The 17997-nt window shown below is 67.9% G+C and carries 18 protein-coding genes; 7 read left to right on the top strand and 11 right to left on the bottom strand.

The window, feature by feature from the left end; genetic code table 11:
• The first annotated feature begins 10 nt into the window (after positions 1–10).
• Positions 11–793 (top strand): site-2 protease family protein, encoded by a 783-nt coding sequence (locus AAHH99_RS14095; protein WP_418769153.1) that lies wholly within the window; start codon positions 11–13, stop codon positions 791–793.
• Between the two features lie 70 nt (positions 794–863).
• Complete coding sequence (locus AAHH99_RS14100) at positions 864–1754, top strand: cation diffusion facilitator family transporter (protein WP_418769154.1); 891 nt, start codon at positions 864–866, stop codon at positions 1752–1754.
• On the opposite strand, the gene AAHH99_RS14105 is transcribed toward AAHH99_RS14100, so the two are convergent.
• Positions 1755–2171 carry a DUF3151 domain-containing protein gene (locus AAHH99_RS14105; RefSeq protein ID WP_418769155.1) on the bottom strand — a complete coding sequence of 139 codons (417 nt, stop codon included), beginning with the start codon at positions 2169–2171 and terminating at the stop codon, positions 1755–1757.
• Positions 2172–2287: 116 nt separating this feature from the next.
• Between AAHH99_RS14105 and AAHH99_RS14110 the strand changes: the two genes are divergently transcribed.
• Positions 2288–3127: a DUF4878 domain-containing protein gene (locus tag AAHH99_RS14110; RefSeq protein WP_418769156.1), complete on the top strand. Its 840-nt coding sequence runs from the start codon at positions 2288–2290 to the stop codon at positions 3125–3127.
• A gap of 49 nt (positions 3128–3176) precedes the next feature.
• Here the strand turns inward: AAHH99_RS14110 and fbaA are convergent, their stop codons facing one another.
• Both fbaA and AAHH99_RS14120 read right to left on the bottom strand, forming a co-directional pair.
• A complete protein-coding gene (fbaA, locus tag AAHH99_RS14115; protein ID WP_418769157.1) occupies positions 3177–4217 on the bottom strand; it encodes a class II fructose-bisphosphate aldolase in 1041 nt (346 codons plus the stop codon).
• Between the two features lie 48 nt (positions 4218–4265).
• Positions 4266–5279 carry an alcohol dehydrogenase catalytic domain-containing protein gene (locus AAHH99_RS14120; protein WP_418769158.1) on the bottom strand — a complete coding sequence of 338 codons (1014 nt, stop codon included), beginning with the start codon at positions 5277–5279 and terminating at the stop codon, positions 4266–4268.
• 139 nt (positions 5280–5418) lie between these two features.
• On the opposite strand from AAHH99_RS14120, the gene AAHH99_RS14125 reads away from it, so the two are divergent.
• The gene (locus AAHH99_RS14125) at positions 5419–6108 is read left to right on the top strand and encodes a DedA family protein (RefSeq protein WP_418769632.1); all 690 of its coding nucleotides are present in this window, start codon (positions 5419–5421) and stop codon (positions 6106–6108) included.
• Here AAHH99_RS14125 and nhaA read toward each other — a convergent pair.
• The 7 genes from nhaA to clpB all read right to left on the bottom strand — a co-directional run bounded on the left by nhaA (position 6105) and on the right by clpB (position 14982).
• Positions 6105–7955 carry a Na+/H+ antiporter NhaA gene (nhaA, locus tag AAHH99_RS14130; protein WP_418769159.1) on the bottom strand — a complete coding sequence of 617 codons (1851 nt, stop codon included), beginning with the start codon at positions 7953–7955 and terminating at the stop codon, positions 6105–6107. The two genes, AAHH99_RS14125 and nhaA, sit on opposite strands and share 4 nt — an antisense overlap.
• Entirely contained in the window at positions 7952–9052 is a 1101-nt protein-coding gene (locus AAHH99_RS14135) for a glycoside hydrolase family 76 protein (protein ID WP_418769160.1), read from the bottom strand. Before AAHH99_RS14135 ends, nhaA begins: the two co-directional genes overlap by 4 nt.
• A gap of 15 nt (positions 9053–9067) precedes the next feature.
• A complete protein-coding gene (locus AAHH99_RS14140) occupies positions 9068–9727 on the bottom strand; it encodes a TrmH family RNA methyltransferase (RefSeq protein ID WP_418769161.1) in 660 nt (219 codons plus the stop codon).
• Positions 9720–10619, bottom strand: a complete 900-nt coding sequence (locus tag AAHH99_RS14145; protein WP_418769162.1) for a hypothetical protein — start codon at positions 10617–10619, stop codon at positions 9720–9722. Before AAHH99_RS14145 ends, AAHH99_RS14140 begins: the two co-directional genes overlap by 8 nt.
• A 12-nt stretch (positions 10620–10631) precedes the next feature.
• Complete coding sequence (locus AAHH99_RS14150) at positions 10632–11408, bottom strand: SDR family NAD(P)-dependent oxidoreductase (protein WP_418769163.1); 777 nt, start codon at positions 11406–11408, stop codon at positions 10632–10634.
• A gap of 45 nt (positions 11409–11453) precedes the next feature.
• Positions 11454–12281, bottom strand: a complete 828-nt coding sequence (gene ttfA / locus AAHH99_RS14155; protein WP_418769164.1) for a trehalose monomycolate transport factor TtfA — start codon at positions 12279–12281, stop codon at positions 11454–11456.
• Positions 12282–12435: 154 nt separating this feature from the next.
• The gene (gene clpB / locus AAHH99_RS14160; protein WP_418769165.1) at positions 12436–14982 is read right to left on the bottom strand and encodes an ATP-dependent chaperone ClpB; all 2547 of its coding nucleotides are present in this window, start codon (positions 14980–14982) and stop codon (positions 12436–12438) included.
• A gap of 194 nt (positions 14983–15176) precedes the next feature.
• On the opposite strand from clpB, the gene AAHH99_RS14165 reads away from it, so the two are divergent.
• The 3 genes from AAHH99_RS14165 (at position 15177) to AAHH99_RS14175 (ending at position 17299) form a co-directional block, all read left to right on the top strand.
• Positions 15177–15590, top strand: a complete 414-nt coding sequence (locus tag AAHH99_RS14165; RefSeq protein ID WP_418769166.1) for a transcriptional regulator — start codon at positions 15177–15179, stop codon at positions 15588–15590.
• 2 nt (positions 15591–15592) lie between these two features.
• Positions 15593–16555: an antibiotic biosynthesis monooxygenase gene (locus AAHH99_RS14170; RefSeq protein WP_418769167.1), complete on the top strand. Its 963-nt coding sequence runs from the start codon at positions 15593–15595 to the stop codon at positions 16553–16555.
• Positions 16556–16648: 93 nt separating this feature from the next.
• Positions 16649–17299, top strand: a complete 651-nt coding sequence (locus tag AAHH99_RS14175) for a GAP family protein (protein ID WP_418769633.1) — start codon at positions 16649–16651, stop codon at positions 17297–17299.
• Here AAHH99_RS14175 and AAHH99_RS14180 read toward each other — a convergent pair.
• On the bottom strand, positions 17294–17938 hold the full coding sequence (locus AAHH99_RS14180; protein ID WP_418769168.1) for a TetR family transcriptional regulator: 645 nt from the start codon (positions 17936–17938) through the stop codon (positions 17294–17296). The two genes, AAHH99_RS14175 and AAHH99_RS14180, sit on opposite strands and share 6 nt — an antisense overlap.
• Positions 17939–17997: the final 59 nt, after the last annotated feature.

The raw sequence follows: 17997 nt of genomic DNA on the forward strand, positions 1-17997 counted from the left end.
GCTTCGACCCGTGAGCGTTCGTCCGCTGCACCAGTCGGTGCGGCCCAGCCCCGTGTTCCTCGCGATCGTGGCGGCCACCGTGGCAGGCGGCGTGATGGCATGGGTGTGCGCGACGGAGATCTCGCGACCGCTGGCCTACGTCGGGGTGTTCACGTTCGTGATCGCGGGTTGGTTGGTGTCGCTGTGCGTGCACGAGTTCGCCCACGCCTACACCGCGTGGCGATTCGGCGACCGCGACGTCGCGGTGCGCGGCTACCTCACACTCAACCCGCTCAAGTACTCCAACCCGCTGTTGTCGATCGGGCTACCGGTCGCGATCATCGCGATCGGCGGGATCGGCCTGCCCGGCGGGGCGGTGTATGTCCACACCGCCTGGATGACCCGACGCCAGCGCACACTGGTCAGCCTTGCGGGACCGTCCACCAACCTGGTGTTCGCGGTGCTGCTGCTGGTACTGACGAGCGTGCTCTACGACCCCGCGCACGGCGTCTTCTGGGCGGGCATGGCGTTCCTGGGTTTTCTCCAGGTCACCGCGTTCGTGCTGAACATGCTCCCGGTACCCGGACTGGACGGGTACGGCGCGCTCGAGCCGCACCTGAGCCCGCAGACCCAACGAGCGGTGGCTCCGGCCAAGCAGTGGGGCCTGCTGGTCTTGCTGCTGCTGCTTTTCACCCCAGGCCTCAACACGTGGTTCTGGCAGGTGGTGCTGTGGTTTTTCGACTTCACGGGCGTGCCGCGCCCGCTGGTGTGGCTGGGCAGCGATCTGACCCGGTTCTGGTCGGCCTGGTTCTGATCGCACCGCGATGAGCGCCGGGCGGTCCACCGCCTTGCAACATATGCGAATTTCCGCATATATTGCGAACATGGGTGCCGGTCACGATCACAGCAGAGGCGACACCCGGGTCAGCCGGATGGCGGTCGCCGCGGCGATCCTGACCGCGTTCTTCGTGATCGAGCTCGTCACGGCGCTGATGATCAACTCGATCGCGCTGTTGGCGGACGCCGGCCACATGCTGACCGATCTGGTCGCGATGTTCATGGGCCTGACCGCGGTACTGCTGGCCCGCAGGGGCAGTACCTCCCCGGCCCGCACGTACGGCTGGCACCGCGCCGAGGTGTTCACCGCCGTGGCCAACGCGGTACTGCTGCTCGGCGTCGCGGCGTTCATCCTCATCGAGGCGATCGAACGGATCGGCGACGCACCCGAGGTGCCCGGCATGCCGATGATCGTCGTGGCCCTGGCGGGGCTGGTGGCCAACGCCATCGTCGTGCTGCTGCTGCGCTCACACTCCGAGACGAGCCTGGCCGTCAAGGGCGCCTACATGGAGGTCGTCGCCGACACCGTCGGCAGCATCGGTGTGCTGATCGCGGGCATCGTCACGGTCACGACGGGCTGGCCGTATGCCGACGTCGTGGTCGCGGTGTTCGTCGCGCTGTGGGTGTTGCCGCGGGCATTCGCACTGGCGCGGGCCGCTTTGCGGATCTTGTCGGAGTCGTCGCCCGCTCACATCGACGTCGAGGAGTTGCGGACCGCCCTGTGCGCGGTCGAGGGCGTGACCGACGTGCACGATCTGCACGTGTGGACCCTGGTGCCGGGCAAGGACATGGTCACCGCGCACCTGACCAGCAACCGAGATTCGGCGCTGGTGCTCGACGACGCGCGCGCCGTGCTGACCGAACGCGGTCTGGATCATGCGACGGTTCAGGTGGAACCCGGCGACGGCACCGGGGACTGCAACTGCGAAGCGGAATAGTCAGGCGAGCCCGAGTTCGTGCCGCGCCGAGAGATCGCAGTCGTCGAGCAGGTCCAGGCAGCGCTGGTTCTCGTCGGTCTCCCCGATCGCGTCGGCCGCACGGGCCAGCGCCGCGACACAGCGCAGAAACCCGCGGTTGGGTTCGTGGCGGTAGGGCACGGGACCGAAGCCCTTCCAGCCGTTGCGGCGCAACTGATCCAGCCCGCGGTGATAGCCGGTGCGCGCATAGGCGTAGGCGGTGATCGCCCTGTCATCGGAGAGCGCGTCCTCGGCCAGCGTCGCCCATGCGACCGACGCGGAGGGATGCGCGGCCGCCACGATCGCCGGCTTCTCCCCGGCGGCGAGTTCGGCTTCGGCGTCGCTGTCGCCGGGCAGCAGCACCGGATCCGGCCCCAGAAGATCACCCATCCCTGTCATGGCCCCCATTGTGCCGTGCCCGCCGCCGCCGGCGGCACCGCACGGGTCCGAGCGCGGACTGGGCAGCGGTGACTAAGCTTCCGGCCGTAGCGTCGTAAGGGAGGACCGCAACAGGCATGTCGAATCCATCAGGGCCTGACCAGCCGGAAGATGGTCCGGAAGGGTCGGACACCTCCGACGTTCACGGCTCCGAGAACCCCGAAACACCCGAAAGCGACGATGCCCGGCCCGCCGACCCGGCCACCGAGGCGATCGAACCGCACGGCGACCACGAGCCCGCGACCGAGGTCATGTCGACCGCGCAACCGCACGCCGAGTCGGCGCCGGGCCTCGAGCAGGGTGAGCGCCGATTCACCGCGCCCTCCGGATTCGACGCGGGCACCACGCAGAAGATCGACACCCCGGCGGAACCGGCTACCGAGGTGTTCTCTGCTCCCGGTTCGGTCGGAGAGCAGAAAAACGTTGCTCCACAAGTTATTCCGCCCCGTGGCGACGCTCCCCCGGCGCCGCGGCAGCGCCGCAGCTGGGGCTGGGTGGTGGCCGTGGTGTTGGTCATCGCCGCGCTGGTGGCGATCGCGGTGCTGGGCACCGTGTTGTTGACCCGGGACTCGGGGCCGCGGGTGTCGCAGGAGGAGATGGTCCGCAACACCATCGAGGAGTTCGACACCGCGATCCAGAACGGCGATCTGGCCAAACTGCGCAGCATCACCTGCGGCAGCAAGCGGGACAGCTACGTCAGATACGACGACAAGACGTGGGACGAGATCCACGAACGAGTCGCCGCCGCCAAGCAGTATCCGGTGGTCGCCAGCATCGACCAGGTGGTGATCAACGGTGACCACGCCGAGGCGAACGTGACCGCGTTCATGGCCTACGCCCCCCAGACCCGGTCGACGCGCAGCTTCGATCTGGAATTCCGCGACGAGCAGTGGAAGATCTGCCAGGCGCCGCAATAAGCGAGTTCGGTGTAGTTCGTCGCGCCGATCGCAACCAACTACACCGAAATCACGCGGCCGCGGTGACCGAACGGCCCGCGCTGTGCAGATCGCGGCACGCCTCGACGACGCGTTCGCTCATCGAGGCCTCCGCCTTCTTCAGGTAGCTGCGCGGGTCATAGGCCTTCTTGTCGCCGACCTCCCCGTCGATCTTCAACACCTTGTCGTAGTTGGTAAACATGTGCGCGGCCACCGGCCGGGTGAAGGCGTACTGGGTGTCGGTGTCGACGTTCATCTTCACGACGCCGTAGCGTAACGCGTCTTCGATCTCGGACTTCAGCGAGCCCGAGCCGCCGTGGAAGACGAAGTCGAAAGGCTGTGCATCCGAGGGTAATCCGAGTTTGGCTGCGGCGACCTTCTGCCCCTCGTCGAGGATTTCGGGACGGAGTTTGACGTTGCCCGGCTTGTACACGCCGTGCACGTTGCCGAACGTCGCGGCCAGCAGGTACCTGCCGTGTTCGCCCGCACCGAGCACCTCGACGGTCTTCTCGAAATCCTCTGCGGTGGTGTAGAGCTTGTCGTTGATCTCGTTGGCGACGCCGTCCTCCTCGCCGCCGACTACACCGATCTCGATCTCCAGCACGATCTTCGCCGCCGCGGCGTCCTTGAGCAGTTCGCGTGCGATCTCGAGGTTCTCGTCGAGCGGGACGGCCGAGCCGTCCCACATGTGCGACTGGAACAACGGCTGCCCACCGTCGGAGACCCGTTGCTGGGAGATGGCCAGCAGCGGCCGCACGTAGGCGTCGAGCTTGTCCTTGGGACAGTGGTCGGTGTGCAACGCCACGGTGATCGGATACCTTTCGGCGATGACGTGAGCGAACTCGGCGAGTGCGACTGCACCGGTGACCATGTCCTTGACCCCGAGTCCCGACGCGAATTCGGCTCCGCCGGTGGAGAATTGGATGATCCCGTCACTGCCGGCGTCGGCGAAGCCCTTGATGGCCGCGTTCACCGATTCCGATGATGTGCAGTTGATGGCCGGAAACGCGTAACCGTGCTCCTTGGCCCGGTCGAGCATCTGCGCGTACACCTCGGGCGTTGCGATGGGCATGAGCCGTCCTCTCGCCGTTTCGGCGATTATCCCACCGCGACGGCCGGTTCACATGGTCAAGACCATGCGGTAGCGGGCCCGGCCCTCCTCCATCGCGGCGTAGGCCTCGGCGGCCTCGGCCAGCGGACGCTCCTCGATCCTGGCGCGCACCCCGCTCTGCACCGCGAAGTGCATCGTCTCCTCGACATCGCGTGAGGTGCCCGACGGATGGCCGCTCACGCTCAGTCCGTCGGTGATCAGCTGGACCGGGGCGATCGGCAGCGGGTCGGCGGTGACGCCGATGATGACGAGCTCGCCCTGGGCCGCCAGCCCGCCGACGGTGTCGGCCATCGCCTGTGAATTCGCCGCCGTCGCCAGCACCACCGCCGCACCGCCGAGGTCCTTGAGCGCCGCGGCGACGTCGACGGCCTTGGAGTCGATGTAGTGATGCGCGCCGAGTTCGCGGGCATCGGCCTCCTTGTCCGCACCGCGGGCGATCGCCACCGTCTCGAAACCCATCGCCCTAGCGAACTGCACGCCGAGGTGACCGAGGCCGCCGACGCCGAGCACGGCGACGAGGTCACCTGACTTGGCCTTCGTCTGCCGCAGCCCGTTGAAGGTGGTGACGCCCGCGCAGCCCATCGGGGCGGCCTCGGCGAACGACAACGCCTCCGGGATGCGGGCCAGCGCTGTGGCGGGCGCGGTCACCGATTCGGCGTAGCCGCCCGGATAGTGCCAGCTCGGCACCTGCATGCGCTCGCACTGCATGAACTGGCCCTTGCGGCACGGCACACAACGGTTGCAGTTGCCGCCGAACCATCCGACAGCCACCCGGTCACCGACCGCGAAATCCTCGACACCATCGCCGACCTCGGCGATCGTCCCGGCGATCTCGTGGCCCAACGTGATCGGCCAGTGCAGGCCCGGAAAGCCACCGGCCACGAACCCGTGGTCGGTACCGCACACGCCGCAGGCGGCGACGGCGATGCGCACGTGCAACGGCGGCGGTGAGGTGGTTTCGACGTCGGCCAGAGTGAGGGGACCGCCGACGGATTCGACGAGAACCGCCTTGTGAGTGGGCATTCTGTGAGCGTATCGGTGGTCCCGCGAGTACGCCCGGCATCGTGGTTTCCCGGACTGACGAGACAGCCCGGTATCTTGGGGCCTTGTGACCACCCCCTCACCGTCGATGGCCATCGCGGCGACCGACCACCTGGCGCTGATGCCGGACTTCCTCGACCCGATGAAATTGCTGGGCTACTTCGGCACGTGGGCGCTGGTGGGGCTGCTGGTCGTCATCTTCGTCGAGTCCGGGGTGTTGTTCCCGATCCTGCCTGGCGACTCGCTGCTGTTCGTGGCGGGCATGCTGGCCGCGGGCACGGCCGCGCTGGCCGAGGGCGGCGGCGAGGTCATCAACTTCCAGCTCTGGCAGTTGCTGCTGTTCATCCCCATCGCCGCGGTGCTGGGCGGTCAGGTCGGGTACTGGATCGGGCGCAACATCGGCACCGCGATGTTCAAACCCGATGCGCGGATCCTCAAGCAGAAGTACCTCGAAGAGGCGCACGTGTTCTTCGAGCAGCGCGGGCCGTTCGCGATCGTCATCGCCCGCTTCGTGCCGATCGTCCGCACGCTCGCGCCGTTGACCGCGGGGGCGGCCCGGATGAGCTATCCGGTGTTCACGTTGTTCAACGTGATCGGGGCCATCGTGTGGGGTGTCGGACTGACCCTGCTCGGATATTGGCTCGGCCGGTTCGAGACCGTCCAGAAGCTGCTCGAGCCGATCGTGATCGCGATCGTCGTGATCTCGGTGCTGCCGATGTTCATCGAGTGGTACAAGCGGCGCCGCGCGGCCAAACGTGCAGGAATTGCCGCACCCCCGCTCGACTCCACCTCCGGAGACCAGCCGGGCTAGCGGCCTCGGCTGTTCTCGAGCGCGCGGATCAGGCTAGCGGCGTCCCACGGACCCTTGTGCCGCTTGCCGTTGACGAAGAAGGTCGGCGTCGAGTTCAGGTCCATCAACTCCGCGTCCTGCGCGTCGTCCTGCACGCGGTGATAGACCTTCGACGAGTGCACCCGCACGTCCTGGTCGAATCGCTCGATGTCGCAGCCCGCGCCCACGGCGTAGCGGTAGATGTCCGACCACTCCAGGTCGTCCTGGTGGCCGAACAGTTCGCGGGCCATCTCCCAGAACCTGCCCTGCAGCGCGGCGGCCTCGCTGGCCCGTGCGGCGTCGAAGGCGCGGGGATGGACGCGCTCCAGCGGCAGGTGGCGCCACACGTAGCGCAGTTCTTCGCCGAAGTGCTCGCGCACCTCGTCGATGGCTCCGGTCGCGCGGCTGCAGAAGGGACACTCGAAGTCGCCGTATTCCACCAACGTCAGCGGGGCGTCGGGTTCGCCCGCGATGTGGTCCCGGTCCGGGTCGATCGGCCGCAACAGTTTCAGGCCCACCGGGTCGGGCGGGCTGAGCCGGTCGGTGATCCGGAAGATCAACCAGCCGAGGAAGAAGGCGATCACCGACGCGAGAAGCACGCCGATGATGGCCTGCTCGCGACGGACCGGATCGTCGACCGCGATGTCGACGATGAAAAGCGAGATGGTGAAACCGATTCCGGACAGCGCGGCACCGCCGGCAATCCGGCGCAAGGTGAGGCCGGGGGCCAGTGCACCGACACCGGTGCGTTGCATGATCCATGTCGCGGCGGTGATGCCGATGAACTTGCCGACCACCAGACCGGCGACGACGCCCCATGTCAGCGGTGAGCGCAACGCCGCCGAGACGGTCTGGGCGTCGAGTTGGACGCCGGCGTTGACCAACGCGAACAGCGGCAGCACCAGGAAGGACACATAAGGTCCCACGCTGGTCTGAAGCCGTTCGTTGATCGAGATCGAGTCGCGCAGACCGCGAGTGACCTCACGGGCATAGCGGGAGTTCGGCGACTGCCGGAACGCCCGAATACGCGCGACGACCTCCTCGACCTGGCTGCGCTCGGGTGAGAACACCGGAATCAGCAGGGCGACCGCCACGCCGGCCAGCGTCGGGTGCACCCCGGCCATGTACAGGCTCACCCACAGCGAGAAGCCGAGCACGGCGTAGGCGGGTCCCCGGCCGGCGGGCATGAAGCGCACCACCGCGATCGCCGCAATCAACGCCAGCGAGATCACAAGCGGCACAACGTCGATGCGATCGGAGTAGAACAGGGCGATCACGCACAGCGCGCCGACGTCGTCGACGACGGCCAAGGTGAGCAGGAAGATCCGCAGCCGGGCCGGGAACTTCGGTTTGATGATCGCCAGCGCGCCGATCAGGAATGCGGTGTCAGTGGAGATCACCACGCCCCATGCCTGCGCGTCCTGTCCGGAAGGGTTGATCAGCAAGAAGATCGCGGCGGGCACCACCAGGCCGGCGAACGCCGCCACCACAGGTACCGCGGCCCTGGCGCGGTCGGTGAGCTCGCCGATGGCGAACTCGTGCTTGACCTCGAGGCCGACGATGAAGAAGAAGAACGCCATCAGACCGTCGTTGATCAGATGCTTGACGGTCAGCTCGAAGCGGTGCTCGGCGAAGGTGAACCCGACATGGGTGTCCAGCAGCGTCCAATAGCTGTGCGCCCATGGCGAATTCGCCCACAGTAGCGCCGCGAGAGTGAAGAGCAGCAGCAAGCCCGCCGCGGCGTTCTCCCCCGTCTTGGCCGCTTTGGCGCCGGCGCTGAACCGAGCGGGCAGCGCGCGGGCGATGCGCAGACCGGCTTCGGTGCTCACGCCTCCGCCACCCCGTGGGCGGCTTCCATCAACATCCAGCCCGCCAACTGCACCGACAGGTCGCGCTCGGGCACCTCGGAGGCGTTGACCGCGCCCTCGACGAACTGTGCCTGGCCCCCGGCGGCGGAGGGGATCTCGGCGGTGCGGTCCCAGAATGCGCTGAACAGCGGCATCCCGTCGATCACCTGACGGTTCTGCCACGCCGCCTCCGCGGAGGCCAGCACCAGCGAGCGGGCGGTGTCTCGGGCCGCCGCGTCGTCTTCGCCGTTCTGCGGCAGCGTGGTCGCGACGAGCGCGAGATAGCGGGCAAGGATGCCGTTGAACAGGCCACCGTCACCACCGCCTGCGCCCTTGATGACGCTGTCGACCGCCATGTGTTCGGCAACCGCGGCGGTCAACCGGTGCACCCGGGCGGCGTGCTCGGGGTCGTCGGTCCGCGCCGCCAGTTCCGTTTCCAGCCCCAGCACCACGCCTTGGCAGTACGTGTACTGCGCCCGCACGAGCGAGCCGCCCTTGATGCCGTCGAACACGAGGTGGGTGTCCGGGTCGATCAACGTTTCATCGAGCCAGTCCGACATCTGCTGGGCCCGGCGCAACCGGTCGTAGCGAGCCAGGAAGATCGCGGCCGGGCCGTTGGCGGGCGCGTTGAAGAACTGGTCCTGTTTGCGCCAGGGGATGCCGCCGCCGTCTTCGGGCACCCACGCGTTCATGAACTGCTCGGAGAGTTTCTTCAGCGCCTTGGGCCGCTCGACGGATGCGAGCCCGGCCGCGCGTTCCAGCGCCAGCGCCAACCACGCCATGTCGTCGTAGTAGTCGTTGACCCAGGAGAAGTTGTTGCGCAACCGGTGTGCGCGGATCTGGCGCGCAATCGCCTTCTGCCGCTCGGGTCGAGGGTCGCGCAGTTGGGCGTCGACGAGGTTGTCGAGCAGATGCGCCTGCCACCAGTAGTGCCACGTTCCGAACAGCCGGTGCTGCCGCGTCGCGGGCCAGGCGACGACGCCGAGTTGCGTGCCCGGCAGGCCCCACAGCCGTCTGATATGTCGTGTGGCGATCGCGGCCTCAGCGCTGGCTGCGCGGTTGGCCCAGAGCTGATCCATGGTGTCGATCCTGCCTTACCAGGCCGCCGAAAGGTCCCCGTGTTGGGTGATCCACGTGTGCATCGCGATACCCGCCGCGACACCGGCGTTGATGCTTCGCGTCGAGCCGAATTGGGCGATGGACACGGTCATGGCGGCGCCGGCCCTCGTCTCGGGGGTGATCCCCGGCCCTTCCTGGCCGAAGACCAGCAGGCAGTCGCGTGGCAGCGGCGTGGTTTCGATGCGCACCGCGCCCGGGACGTTGTCGACGGCGACGACCGTCAGGCCGGCGTCGGCGGCGTGGGCGAGCAGTGCGGCGCTGGTGTCGTGGTGGCGCAGCCGTTGGTAGCGGTCGGTCACCATCGCGCCGCGGCGGTTCCACCGTCGCCTGCCGACGATGTGCACGGTGTCGACGGCGAACGCGTTCGCGGTGCGCACGACCGCGCCGATGTTGGCGTCGTTGCCGAAGTTCTCGATCGCGATGTGCAGGGCGTGCCTGCGCTGGTCGATGTCTGCGATGATCGCTTCGCGCGTCCAATAACGGTACGCGTCAACGACATTGCGGGTGTCCCCGTCGCGGAGCAAGGCCGGGTCGTAGCGCGGGTCGTCGGGCGGCGGCCCCTGCCACGGGCCGACACCGGGCGCCTCGCCCCATTCGGTAGGGCCGGCGACTTCCGGTTCCGGCGGGTCAGTCATCCTTCGTCCAGAGCGCGGCGTGGGTACCGGCGAGCGAAACGGTCGCGTACAGCAGCGCTTTGTTGATCTCGCCCTGGGTGCACAGCGATGCCCGCACCTGGACGGCGTCGCGGGAGGCATCGGGAAGCACCAGCACCGAGGCGCCGTAGACGTCGCATGCGTGGCTCAGCCCGGGTGCTGGCAGTGCCGGCGAAACCAGCACCATCGCCGGCCCACCGCGCTGCTGCGAGACCTCGCGGTATTGCTCTGCCATACCGCTGATCTCGAGACCGATCAGCATGTAGCCGTTTCCGGTGAACGCGTTCGGGTCGCCCAGCGCCGCCGGGGCGAGCATGGCGCCGTCTGCGCGGAAGGCATCCAAGCTCGTGGTGCGGATCGACAATCCGGTGTCGTTGTCCCTGACCGCGGGCAGTCCGACCGGGAAGGCCGCGGGATGGGCGACGGTGGTGCCCGGTGTCCGGTCGCGCGGCGAGTAGGCGTACACGCCGCGCACCTGCACCTGGTCGCGCGCGGGCCCTATGCAGACCGTGCCAGTGAGGCGATCGGCTGTGGGAGCCGAGAGCGGTTGCAGCTCAAGGTCGGTGGCATCGCGACAGCCTCCGATGCCGTTGGCCTCGATCGGGTGCGCGAGCGCCCCGTACAGGCCGAACCGGATGTCTTCCGGCTTGGCGTGCGGCCCGTCGGCCTCCGCGGGTGAGGCGTCGACGTCGAACAGCACGTAGTCGCCGTCGAATCGCAGGTTCGACACCGACATGTTCCACCCCAGTGTGGCAAGGGATTCGCCGATGGTGGCCGTCTGCGCGCCGTAGGGATGAACCGACGCATCGTCTTGGGAGCATGCCGATGCCGCGACGACGACGATCGCGGTCAGCGCCGCGATCACCGCACGCACGTACGCGGTGCCCTATGTCCGGCCACGACCCCGGCCCACGACTTTGGTCATGGCGCGCACCAGGTTTCGCGGCACCACCCGTCCTGCGGTGGTGAGCACCTTGTACTGCACGCCAGGGATGATTACGACCTTTCCCTTCGCGACGCCGGCCATCGTCTCGCGAACCACGTCGTCGACCTCGAGCCAGAACCACGACGGTGTGCCGTCCATGTCGATGCCCGCCCGCTGGTGGAACTCGGTGCGCACGAAGCCCGGGCACAGCGCGTGCACTCCGACGCCGGTGCCGCCCAGGCCGTTCGCGAGGCCTTCGGAGAACGCGACCACCCAGGACTTGGAGGCCGAATACGTCGACCCGCGGCCGGGTAGCAGACCGGCGACGCTGGCGACGTTGATCACCGTGCCGCGTCCGGCGTCCAGCATCGGGGGCAGCGCCGCGTGCGTCAGCTGCATGACGGCGGTGACGTTGACGTCGAGCTGCGATTGCAGCAGTGAGTAGTCCGCGCTCCAGAACTCGCCGGAGGTTCCGAAACCGGCGTTGTTGACCAGCACCTGAACACCCGCGGCGAGCCGGTCGGCCACCTTGGCACGGTCGGCGGCCTCGGCCAGGTCGGCGGTGAGCACCTCAACGGCCGCACCGCCTTCGTCGCGCAGTTCGGCGGCAAGGCGCTCGAGCCTGGTCACGTCGCGTGCGACGAGCACGAGATCGTGGCCGTCACGGGCGAACCTGCGCGCAAAGCCCGCTCCGATACCGGACGTCGGTCCGGTGATCAGGGCGACGGGGCGAGACATGGCTTCAGGCTACTTCCCCCTGTCGCGGGTTCCGGGCGAGACCACTTACCGCTGATAGTGCGGTGACTGCCGTCCGTTGCGCGACGGGGGTTGACGCCGTGCGTCGGGCCGGGGCGGCTGTTGGGGGTAGCGCGCCGCTTCGGGGCGGCCCGGAGCGTCGACGCCCGGTGCCGGTTCACCGCGGCCCGCTGCGGGGGTGAGCGGGCGGCTGGGCGACCCGCTTCGCCGGGCCAGCGCGCCCTGGCTGCCCTGCGCCATGGCCTGCGGGGTCGGCGGCAGGACGCGCAGAAGGTCGTTGAACTGGCGCACGGTGCGCAGACCCTCGTCCCACTGCGCGCGCGTGCTGGTCACCGGCATGGAGACCAGCGTCCAGTGCTCCTCGTTCCACATGATCTCGGCACAGTCGGGCGCGGTGTGGGCGAATGTCACCATCCGCCGGTCGCACGCGCGCCGAGCGGCATCGAGGTTGGTGGAGTAGACCATGCGCGGGCCGATCGCGCCGAGCAGCCAGATGTCGCTTTCTCGCGGCTCTTTGATGCCCTTGAGCCGCAGGTCGACGACGACGTTGGTGCCGACCTTGCGGTGCAGCGCGATCACCGTCGCTACGTCTTCGAGGTCGAAGATGAACACCGCCTCGCCGCGGATCTGCCCGAGGACCACGTTCTTCGCGGCGACCTCACCGACCGTCGACATCACCCCGCGCTTCCAGCGTTGGACGATGTCGGTCGATTCATGTTCGTAGTCGAAGCCGTGCGACTTCGCCCAGGACTTGCGTCGGCGCCCCAAGCCGCGTCGACGGTCGATGTCGACGTAGAGCAGCACGGCCGCACCGACGAAGCAGAGCGCGGACAGCGTGAACCAAAGCGGGACCATTGCGCTCTAGCCTACGTGCAGGTAGCGCCGAATCCCGAACTCTTCCTGGTCACAACCCGGCATCTGGCAAATTCCGCCGCGCGAAATTGCATTCCAGCAGGTGTCTACTCGACATTTCGCTGCCGGAATGCAATTTCGCGGCGGAACGACGGGCTCAGCCCAGCACCAACGAGTCGCCGTCGGCGCTGAGGTTGACCGGCACGATGTCGCCGTCGTGCACGTCGCCTGCCAGCAGCAGCTTGGCCAGCTGGTCGCCGATGGCCTGCTGGATCAGCCTGCGCAGCGGACGGGCACCGTAGAGCGGGTCGAAGCCCCGCTCGGCCAACCACTTCTTGGCGGGCAGGGACACCTCGAGGGTGAGCCTGCGCTGCTCCAACCGCTTGGCCAGCTGCTCGAGCTGGATATCGACGATGTGCACCAGCTCCTCGGGGTTCAGCCCGTCGAACACAATCACGTCGTCGAGCCGGTTGATGAACTCCGGCTTGAACGCCCCGCGCACCGCGGCCATCACCTGCTCCTCGGTGCCACCGGCACCCAGGTTCGACGTCAGGATCAGGATCGTGTTGCGGAAGTCGACCGTACGGCCCTGGCCGTCGGTGAGCCTGCCCTCGTCGAGCACCTGCAGCAGCACGTCGAACACGTCCGGGTGGGCCTTCTCGATCTCGTCGAACAGGATCACCGTGTACGGGCGACGCCGCACCGCCTCAGTCAACTGACCGCCCTGGTCGTAGCCGACGTAGCCGGGCGGCGCGCCGACCAGACGGGCCACCGAGTGCTTCTCGGCGTACTCGCTCATGTCGATGCGGACCATCGCCCGCTCGTCGTCGAACAGGAACTCCGCCAGCGCCTTGGCCAGCTCGGTCTTACCGACACCGGTCGGGCCCAGGAACATGAACGAACCCGTCGGCCGGTTCGGGTCGGCGACACCGGCGCGGCTGCGCCGCACGGCATCCGACACCGCCTGCACGGCCTTCCTCTGCCCGACGACGCGCTTGCCCAGCTCGTCCTCCATGCGCAGCAGCTTGGCCGTCTCGCCCTCGAGCATCCGACCCGCGGGGATACCGGTCCACGCCGACACCACCTCGGCGATGTCGTCGGGTCCGACCTCCTCCTTGAGCATGACGTCCTCGCGCGCCTCGGCGTGCGGGAGCGCCGCGTCGAGCTTCTTCTCCACCTCCGGGATGCGGCCGTACCGCAGTTCGGCGGCCCGCTCCAGGTTGCCGTCGCGTTCAGCGCGGTCGGCCTCACCTCGCAGCGACTCGAGCTGCTCTTTGAGCTCGCGCACGACGTCGATGGCGTTCTTCTCGTTCTGCCAACGGCTGGTCAGTTGGGCCAGCTCCTCCTTCTTGTCGGCCAGTTCGCCGCGCAGCTTCTCCAGCCGCTCCTTGGAGGCGGCGTCTTCCTCCTTGGACAGCGCCATCTCCTCGATCTCGAGGCGGCGCACCAGCCGCTCGACCTCGTCGACCTCGACGGGCCGCGAGTCGATCTCCATGCGCAGCCGGGACGCGGCCTCGTCGACCAGGTCGATCGCCTTGTCCGGCAGGAACCGCGAGGTGATGTAGCGATCGGACAGCGTCGCCGCCGACACCAACGCGGAGTCGGTGATGCGCACACCGTGGTGCACCTCGTAGCGGTCCTTGAGCCCCCGCAAGATGCCGACGGTGTCCTCAACCGACGGCTCACCGACATAGACCTGCTGGAAGCGGCGCTCCAGCGCGGCGTCCTTCTCGATGTACTTGCGGTACTCGTCGAGCGTGGTCGCGCCGACCAGGCGCAACTCACCGCGGGCCAGCATCGGCTTGATCATGTTGCCTGCGTCCATCGAACCCTCGCCGGTGGCACCGGCGCCGACGATGGTGTGCAGCTCGTCGATGAACGTGATGATCTGACCCGCCGAGTTCTTGATCTCGTCGAGCACGGCCTTCAGCCGCTCCTCGAACTCACCGCGGTACTTCGAGCCGGCGACCATCGAGCCCAGGTCCAGGCTGACGACGGTCTTGTCGCGCAGGCTTTCCGGTACGTCGCCCGCCACGATGCGCTGGGCCAGGCCCTCGACGATCGCGGTCTTGCCGACGCCGGGCTCACCGATCAGCACCGGGTTGTTCTTGGTGCGACGGGATAGCACCTGCACGACGCGACGAATCTCGGTGTCGCGCCCGATCACCGGGTCCAACTTGCCCTCACGGGCCCTTGCGGTCAGATCGGCGGAGTACTTCTCCAAGGCCTGGTAACTGCCCTCGGGGTCCGGGCTGGTGACCCGGGCGCTGCCGCGCACCTTGACGAACGCCTCGCGCAGCGCCTGCGGGGAGGCGCCGTGGCCGGTCAGCAGCTTCGCGGTGTCCGAGTCGCCGGTGGCCAGGCCGACCATCAGGTGTTCGGTCGAGACGTACTCGTCGTCCATCTCGGTCGCCAGGTTCTGGGCGGCGGTGATCGCGGCCAGGGCTTGCGGAGCGAGCTGCGGCTGCGAGGCCGCGCCGCTGGCGCTGGGCAGCCGGTCGAGGAGTCGCTGCGCTTCCGCGCGGATCGTCGCGGGTTCGACGCCGACGGCCTCGAGAAGGGGTGCGGCAATGCCGTCGTTCTGGGTCAGCAGAGCCATCAATAAGTGGGCAGGCGTGATCTGCGGGTTGCCCGCGGACGTGGCCGCCTGCAATGCCGCGGTCAGTGCCGCCTGAGTCTTGGTCGTCGGGTTGAACGAGTCCACGACACCTCCCTTTCTGTGGGTACGTGAGCTTGGCGAAAATGCTTGTCGGATAGTTCAACGCCGTCAATGTTGAGTCTGTTCCACTCAAGTCTAGTCAATTCTCCGCGCTTCCGATGCGTCCGCGGTCAGCTTCGCAAACAACACGCCGCACAACTGTCACAGTTTTCACAGCTGTATCAGCGAGGCTGGTCCCTATGCGTCGACTCACCGCCGCACTCGCGGGCTTCGCGCTGAGCGCGGTCGTCTCATCAGTGCTGGCTTCCCCCGCGTCCGCGGCCAGCGACGAAGATCAGGTCCGCGCGGTCCTCGCCGGAATGAACGGCTCGTACAACCGCGCGGACTTCGCCTCGTTCGCCACACACGTCTGCGCACCGACGCGCGCGGCCGCGGGGTTCGAGGACGAGTGGTACGCCAGCCGCAAAGCCGACGGTCCCACCCGGATCTCAGTCAGTTCGGTGACGGTCGCGGGCGAACCCGCGGCGTCGGCCGTCGCCACGGTGCGGTTCACCGCCGCGAACCAGCCCAGCGCCAAGACCTTCGACATCGACTTCCGGCGCGAGGGCGGCGAGTGGAAGGCCTGCCGGTACCACCCGGCGCGATCGATCTGACCGTGACAGACGACGACACCGCCGCCACGGTCATCATCGGCCAGCGGGTCCGCACCGGTAAGGAGCGAGATTTCGAGCGGTGGCAGCGCGACCTCAACCGCGAGGCGTCCCGGTACCCCGGCTTCCTCGGCGCCGAGGTCAACCCGCCCACCGCCGTTCAGCCCGAATGGGTGGTGGTCTACCGGTTCGATTCGGTCGTTCACCTGCAGGCGTGGCTCACCAGCGCCACCCGCCAGGACGGCCTGAGCGCGGGCCGGCAGTACTTCGACGGTCCGGCCACCCAACAGGTCGTCGGCGGTCACGCCAGTGCGGACGATGCGCTGGTGACCGCGGTCGTCAGCCATCGGGTCAGCGCCGACGATGTCGACGATTTCCTCGCATGGCAGGAGCGACTTCGCCTGGCCGAGAACACCTTTCCCGGCTTCCGCGGCAGCGAGCTGTTCCGCCCCGTTCCGGGGGTGCAGGACGAGTGGACCGCGATCTACCGCTACGACACCGCAGCGGACCTCGACCGTTGGCTGGGCTCGAAACAGCGGCGCGAGCTCCTTGCCGAGGGCGAGAGGTTCTCAGACTTCGAACTGCGCACCGTCGACAATTCGTTCGGCAGCTGGTTCGCCTTCGACGAGCACGGCAGACCTGCCCCACCACCCTCGGACCTCAAGACGTCGATCGCGGTGTGGGTCGGGCTGTATCCGACGGTCATGTTGCTCACCGTCGCCCTGTCCCCGCTGCGCCTGCCGTTGTGGTTGAACCTGCTCATCGGGAACCTCTTGTCCAGCTTGATCATCAGCTTCGTCGTCATGCCCTACTACGTGAACCCGCTACTGAAGCACTGGCTGCGTCCGCCGCCGGACGCGCCCCTGGCACGCACCAACGTGCGCGGCCTCGCGACAGTGGCGATCGTCATGTTGTTCTGGGCGCTGACGTTCCACTTCCTGACGGTGGTCTTCTACCGCCTGCACTGACACCGATCCCGGCGCCGCGACGCGCGCATGTCGCTGTAGAACCGCACCGGCAACGGGCATTCCGATATGTTCGGCCTCGTGGACAAGGGATCGTTGCTGACCGAACTGATCCCCTTGGCGTTGGTGGTCGCGCTCTCGCCGCTGTCGATCATTCCCGCGGTGCTCGTGCTGCACACCCCGCGACCGCGTCCGACCGGGCTGGCCTTTCTGGCGGGCTGGATCATCGGGTTGGCGGCGCTGACGAGCGTGTTCCTTCAGGTGTCCAGCTTGATGGGTGGGCGCGAGGGCCAACCGCCGGGATGGGCGTCTTATCTGCGGATCGTGGTCGGTGCGGCGCTCATCGTGTTCGGCATCCAGCGATGGCTGAACCGGAAGAAGTCAGCCCACAAACCCAAATGGATGCAGAGCCTGAGCACTCTGACCCCGCTGCGGGCGGGCGGTGCGGCGATGGCCTTGACCGTGATCAACCCGAAGGTCTTGTTCATCTGCGCCGCAGCGGGTTTGGCGATCGGCACCGCCGGCGGCGGCGCACGCGACGACTGGCTGGCCGTCGCCTGGTTCGTGATCGCGGCCGGATCGACGGTGGCGCTGCCGATCCTGGCCTATGCGGTTTCCGGCGACCGCCTCGACCGGCCGCTGAGCCGGCTCAAGGATTGGATGGACAACCAGCACGCCGTCCTGATGGCGGGCATTCTCGTCGTAATCGGTCTCATGGTGCTGTACAAGGGCATTCACGGGCTATGACTCGCCGAACGCAGGCAGACCGAGCTCGGTGGCGTCGGCGGTCAGGTACCGCGTCACCGTCGGCGCCAGAAGCCGTACCAGGTCGTCGTCGGGCAGGGTGGCCAACGGTGGAATCTTCATGACGAAGCGCAATATCGCCGTGCCCACGAGTTGGCTCGCAGCCAGCAGCGCGCGCAGCCGGGCCTGCTCTCCTCCCCCGAGCTCGTCGGACACCGCACTCAGCACGTAGTCCCGCATGAACCCGCGAAACGCCTCGTGAGCGTCGGAGTTCGAGGTGGCCGACTGCAACATCGCGACCATCGTCGGCCCCGATTCGGGTGACTGCCAGATCCGCAGGTACGCCCGCACCATTCTGGTGCCGATGTCGGGGTCGTCGTCGGGGCCACCTGCGAGCGCGGAGATCAGAGTCCCGGGGTCGACGACCACGTTGAGCGACGCCCGGAACAGGTCGGCCTTGGACCCGAACAGATAGAGCACCATCGACGGGTCGACGTGGGCGTCGCGGGCGATGTCACGCAGCGTCGTCTTCTCGTATCCCTGGGCGCCGAACCGCTTGCGCGCCGCGGCGAGCACCGCCTCGCGCGAAACCGGTTCGCCCTGACGGCGCCCGCGGCGGGTCGTTTTCGCTGGTGACGCCATGGCCCGAGATTAGCATTTCAATGACTGTTGAAATCTGCCGTCTGCGGAGTTACGCTGCC

It is taken from the genome of Mycobacterium neumannii (assembly GCF_048452905.1).
GTDB classification, from domain to species: Bacteria; Actinomycetota; Actinomycetes; order Mycobacteriales; family Mycobacteriaceae; genus Mycobacterium; species Mycobacterium neumannii_B.

Coding starts and splice junctions, on each gene's coding strand:
- AAHH99_RS14100 (WP_418769154.1), top strand. CDS start 864: ATGGGTGCCGGTCACGATCACAGCAGAGGCGACACCCGGGTCAGCCGG.
- AAHH99_RS14105 (WP_418769155.1), bottom strand. CDS start 2,171: ATGACAGGGATGGGTGATCTTCTGGGGCCGGATCCGGTGCTGCTGCCC.
- AAHH99_RS14110 (WP_418769156.1), top strand. CDS start 2,288: ATGTCGAATCCATCAGGGCCTGACCAGCCGGAAGATGGTCCGGAAGGG.
- fbaA (WP_418769157.1), bottom strand. CDS start 4,217: ATGCCCATCGCAACGCCCGAGGTGTACGCGCAGATGCTCGACCGGGCC.
- AAHH99_RS14120 (WP_418769158.1), bottom strand. CDS start 5,279: ATGCCCACTCACAAGGCGGTTCTCGTCGAATCCGTCGGCGGTCCCCTC.
- AAHH99_RS14125 (WP_418769632.1), top strand. CDS start 5,419: ATGCCGGACTTCCTCGACCCGATGAAATTGCTGGGCTACTTCGGCACG.
- AAHH99_RS14135 (WP_418769160.1), bottom strand. CDS start 9,052: ATGGATCAGCTCTGGGCCAACCGCGCAGCCAGCGCTGAGGCCGCGATC.
- AAHH99_RS14140 (WP_418769161.1), bottom strand. CDS start 9,727: ATGACTGACCCGCCGGAACCGGAAGTCGCCGGCCCTACCGAATGGGGC.
- AAHH99_RS14150 (WP_418769163.1), bottom strand. CDS start 11,408: ATGTCTCGCCCCGTCGCCCTGATCACCGGACCGACGTCCGGTATCGGA.
- ttfA (WP_418769164.1), bottom strand. CDS start 12,281: ATGGTCCCGCTTTGGTTCACGCTGTCCGCGCTCTGCTTCGTCGGTGCG.
- AAHH99_RS14165 (WP_418769166.1), top strand. CDS start 15,177: ATGCGTCGACTCACCGCCGCACTCGCGGGCTTCGCGCTGAGCGCGGTC.
- AAHH99_RS14180 (WP_418769168.1), bottom strand. CDS start 17,938: ATGGCGTCACCAGCGAAAACGACCCGCCGCGGGCGCCGTCAGGGCGAA.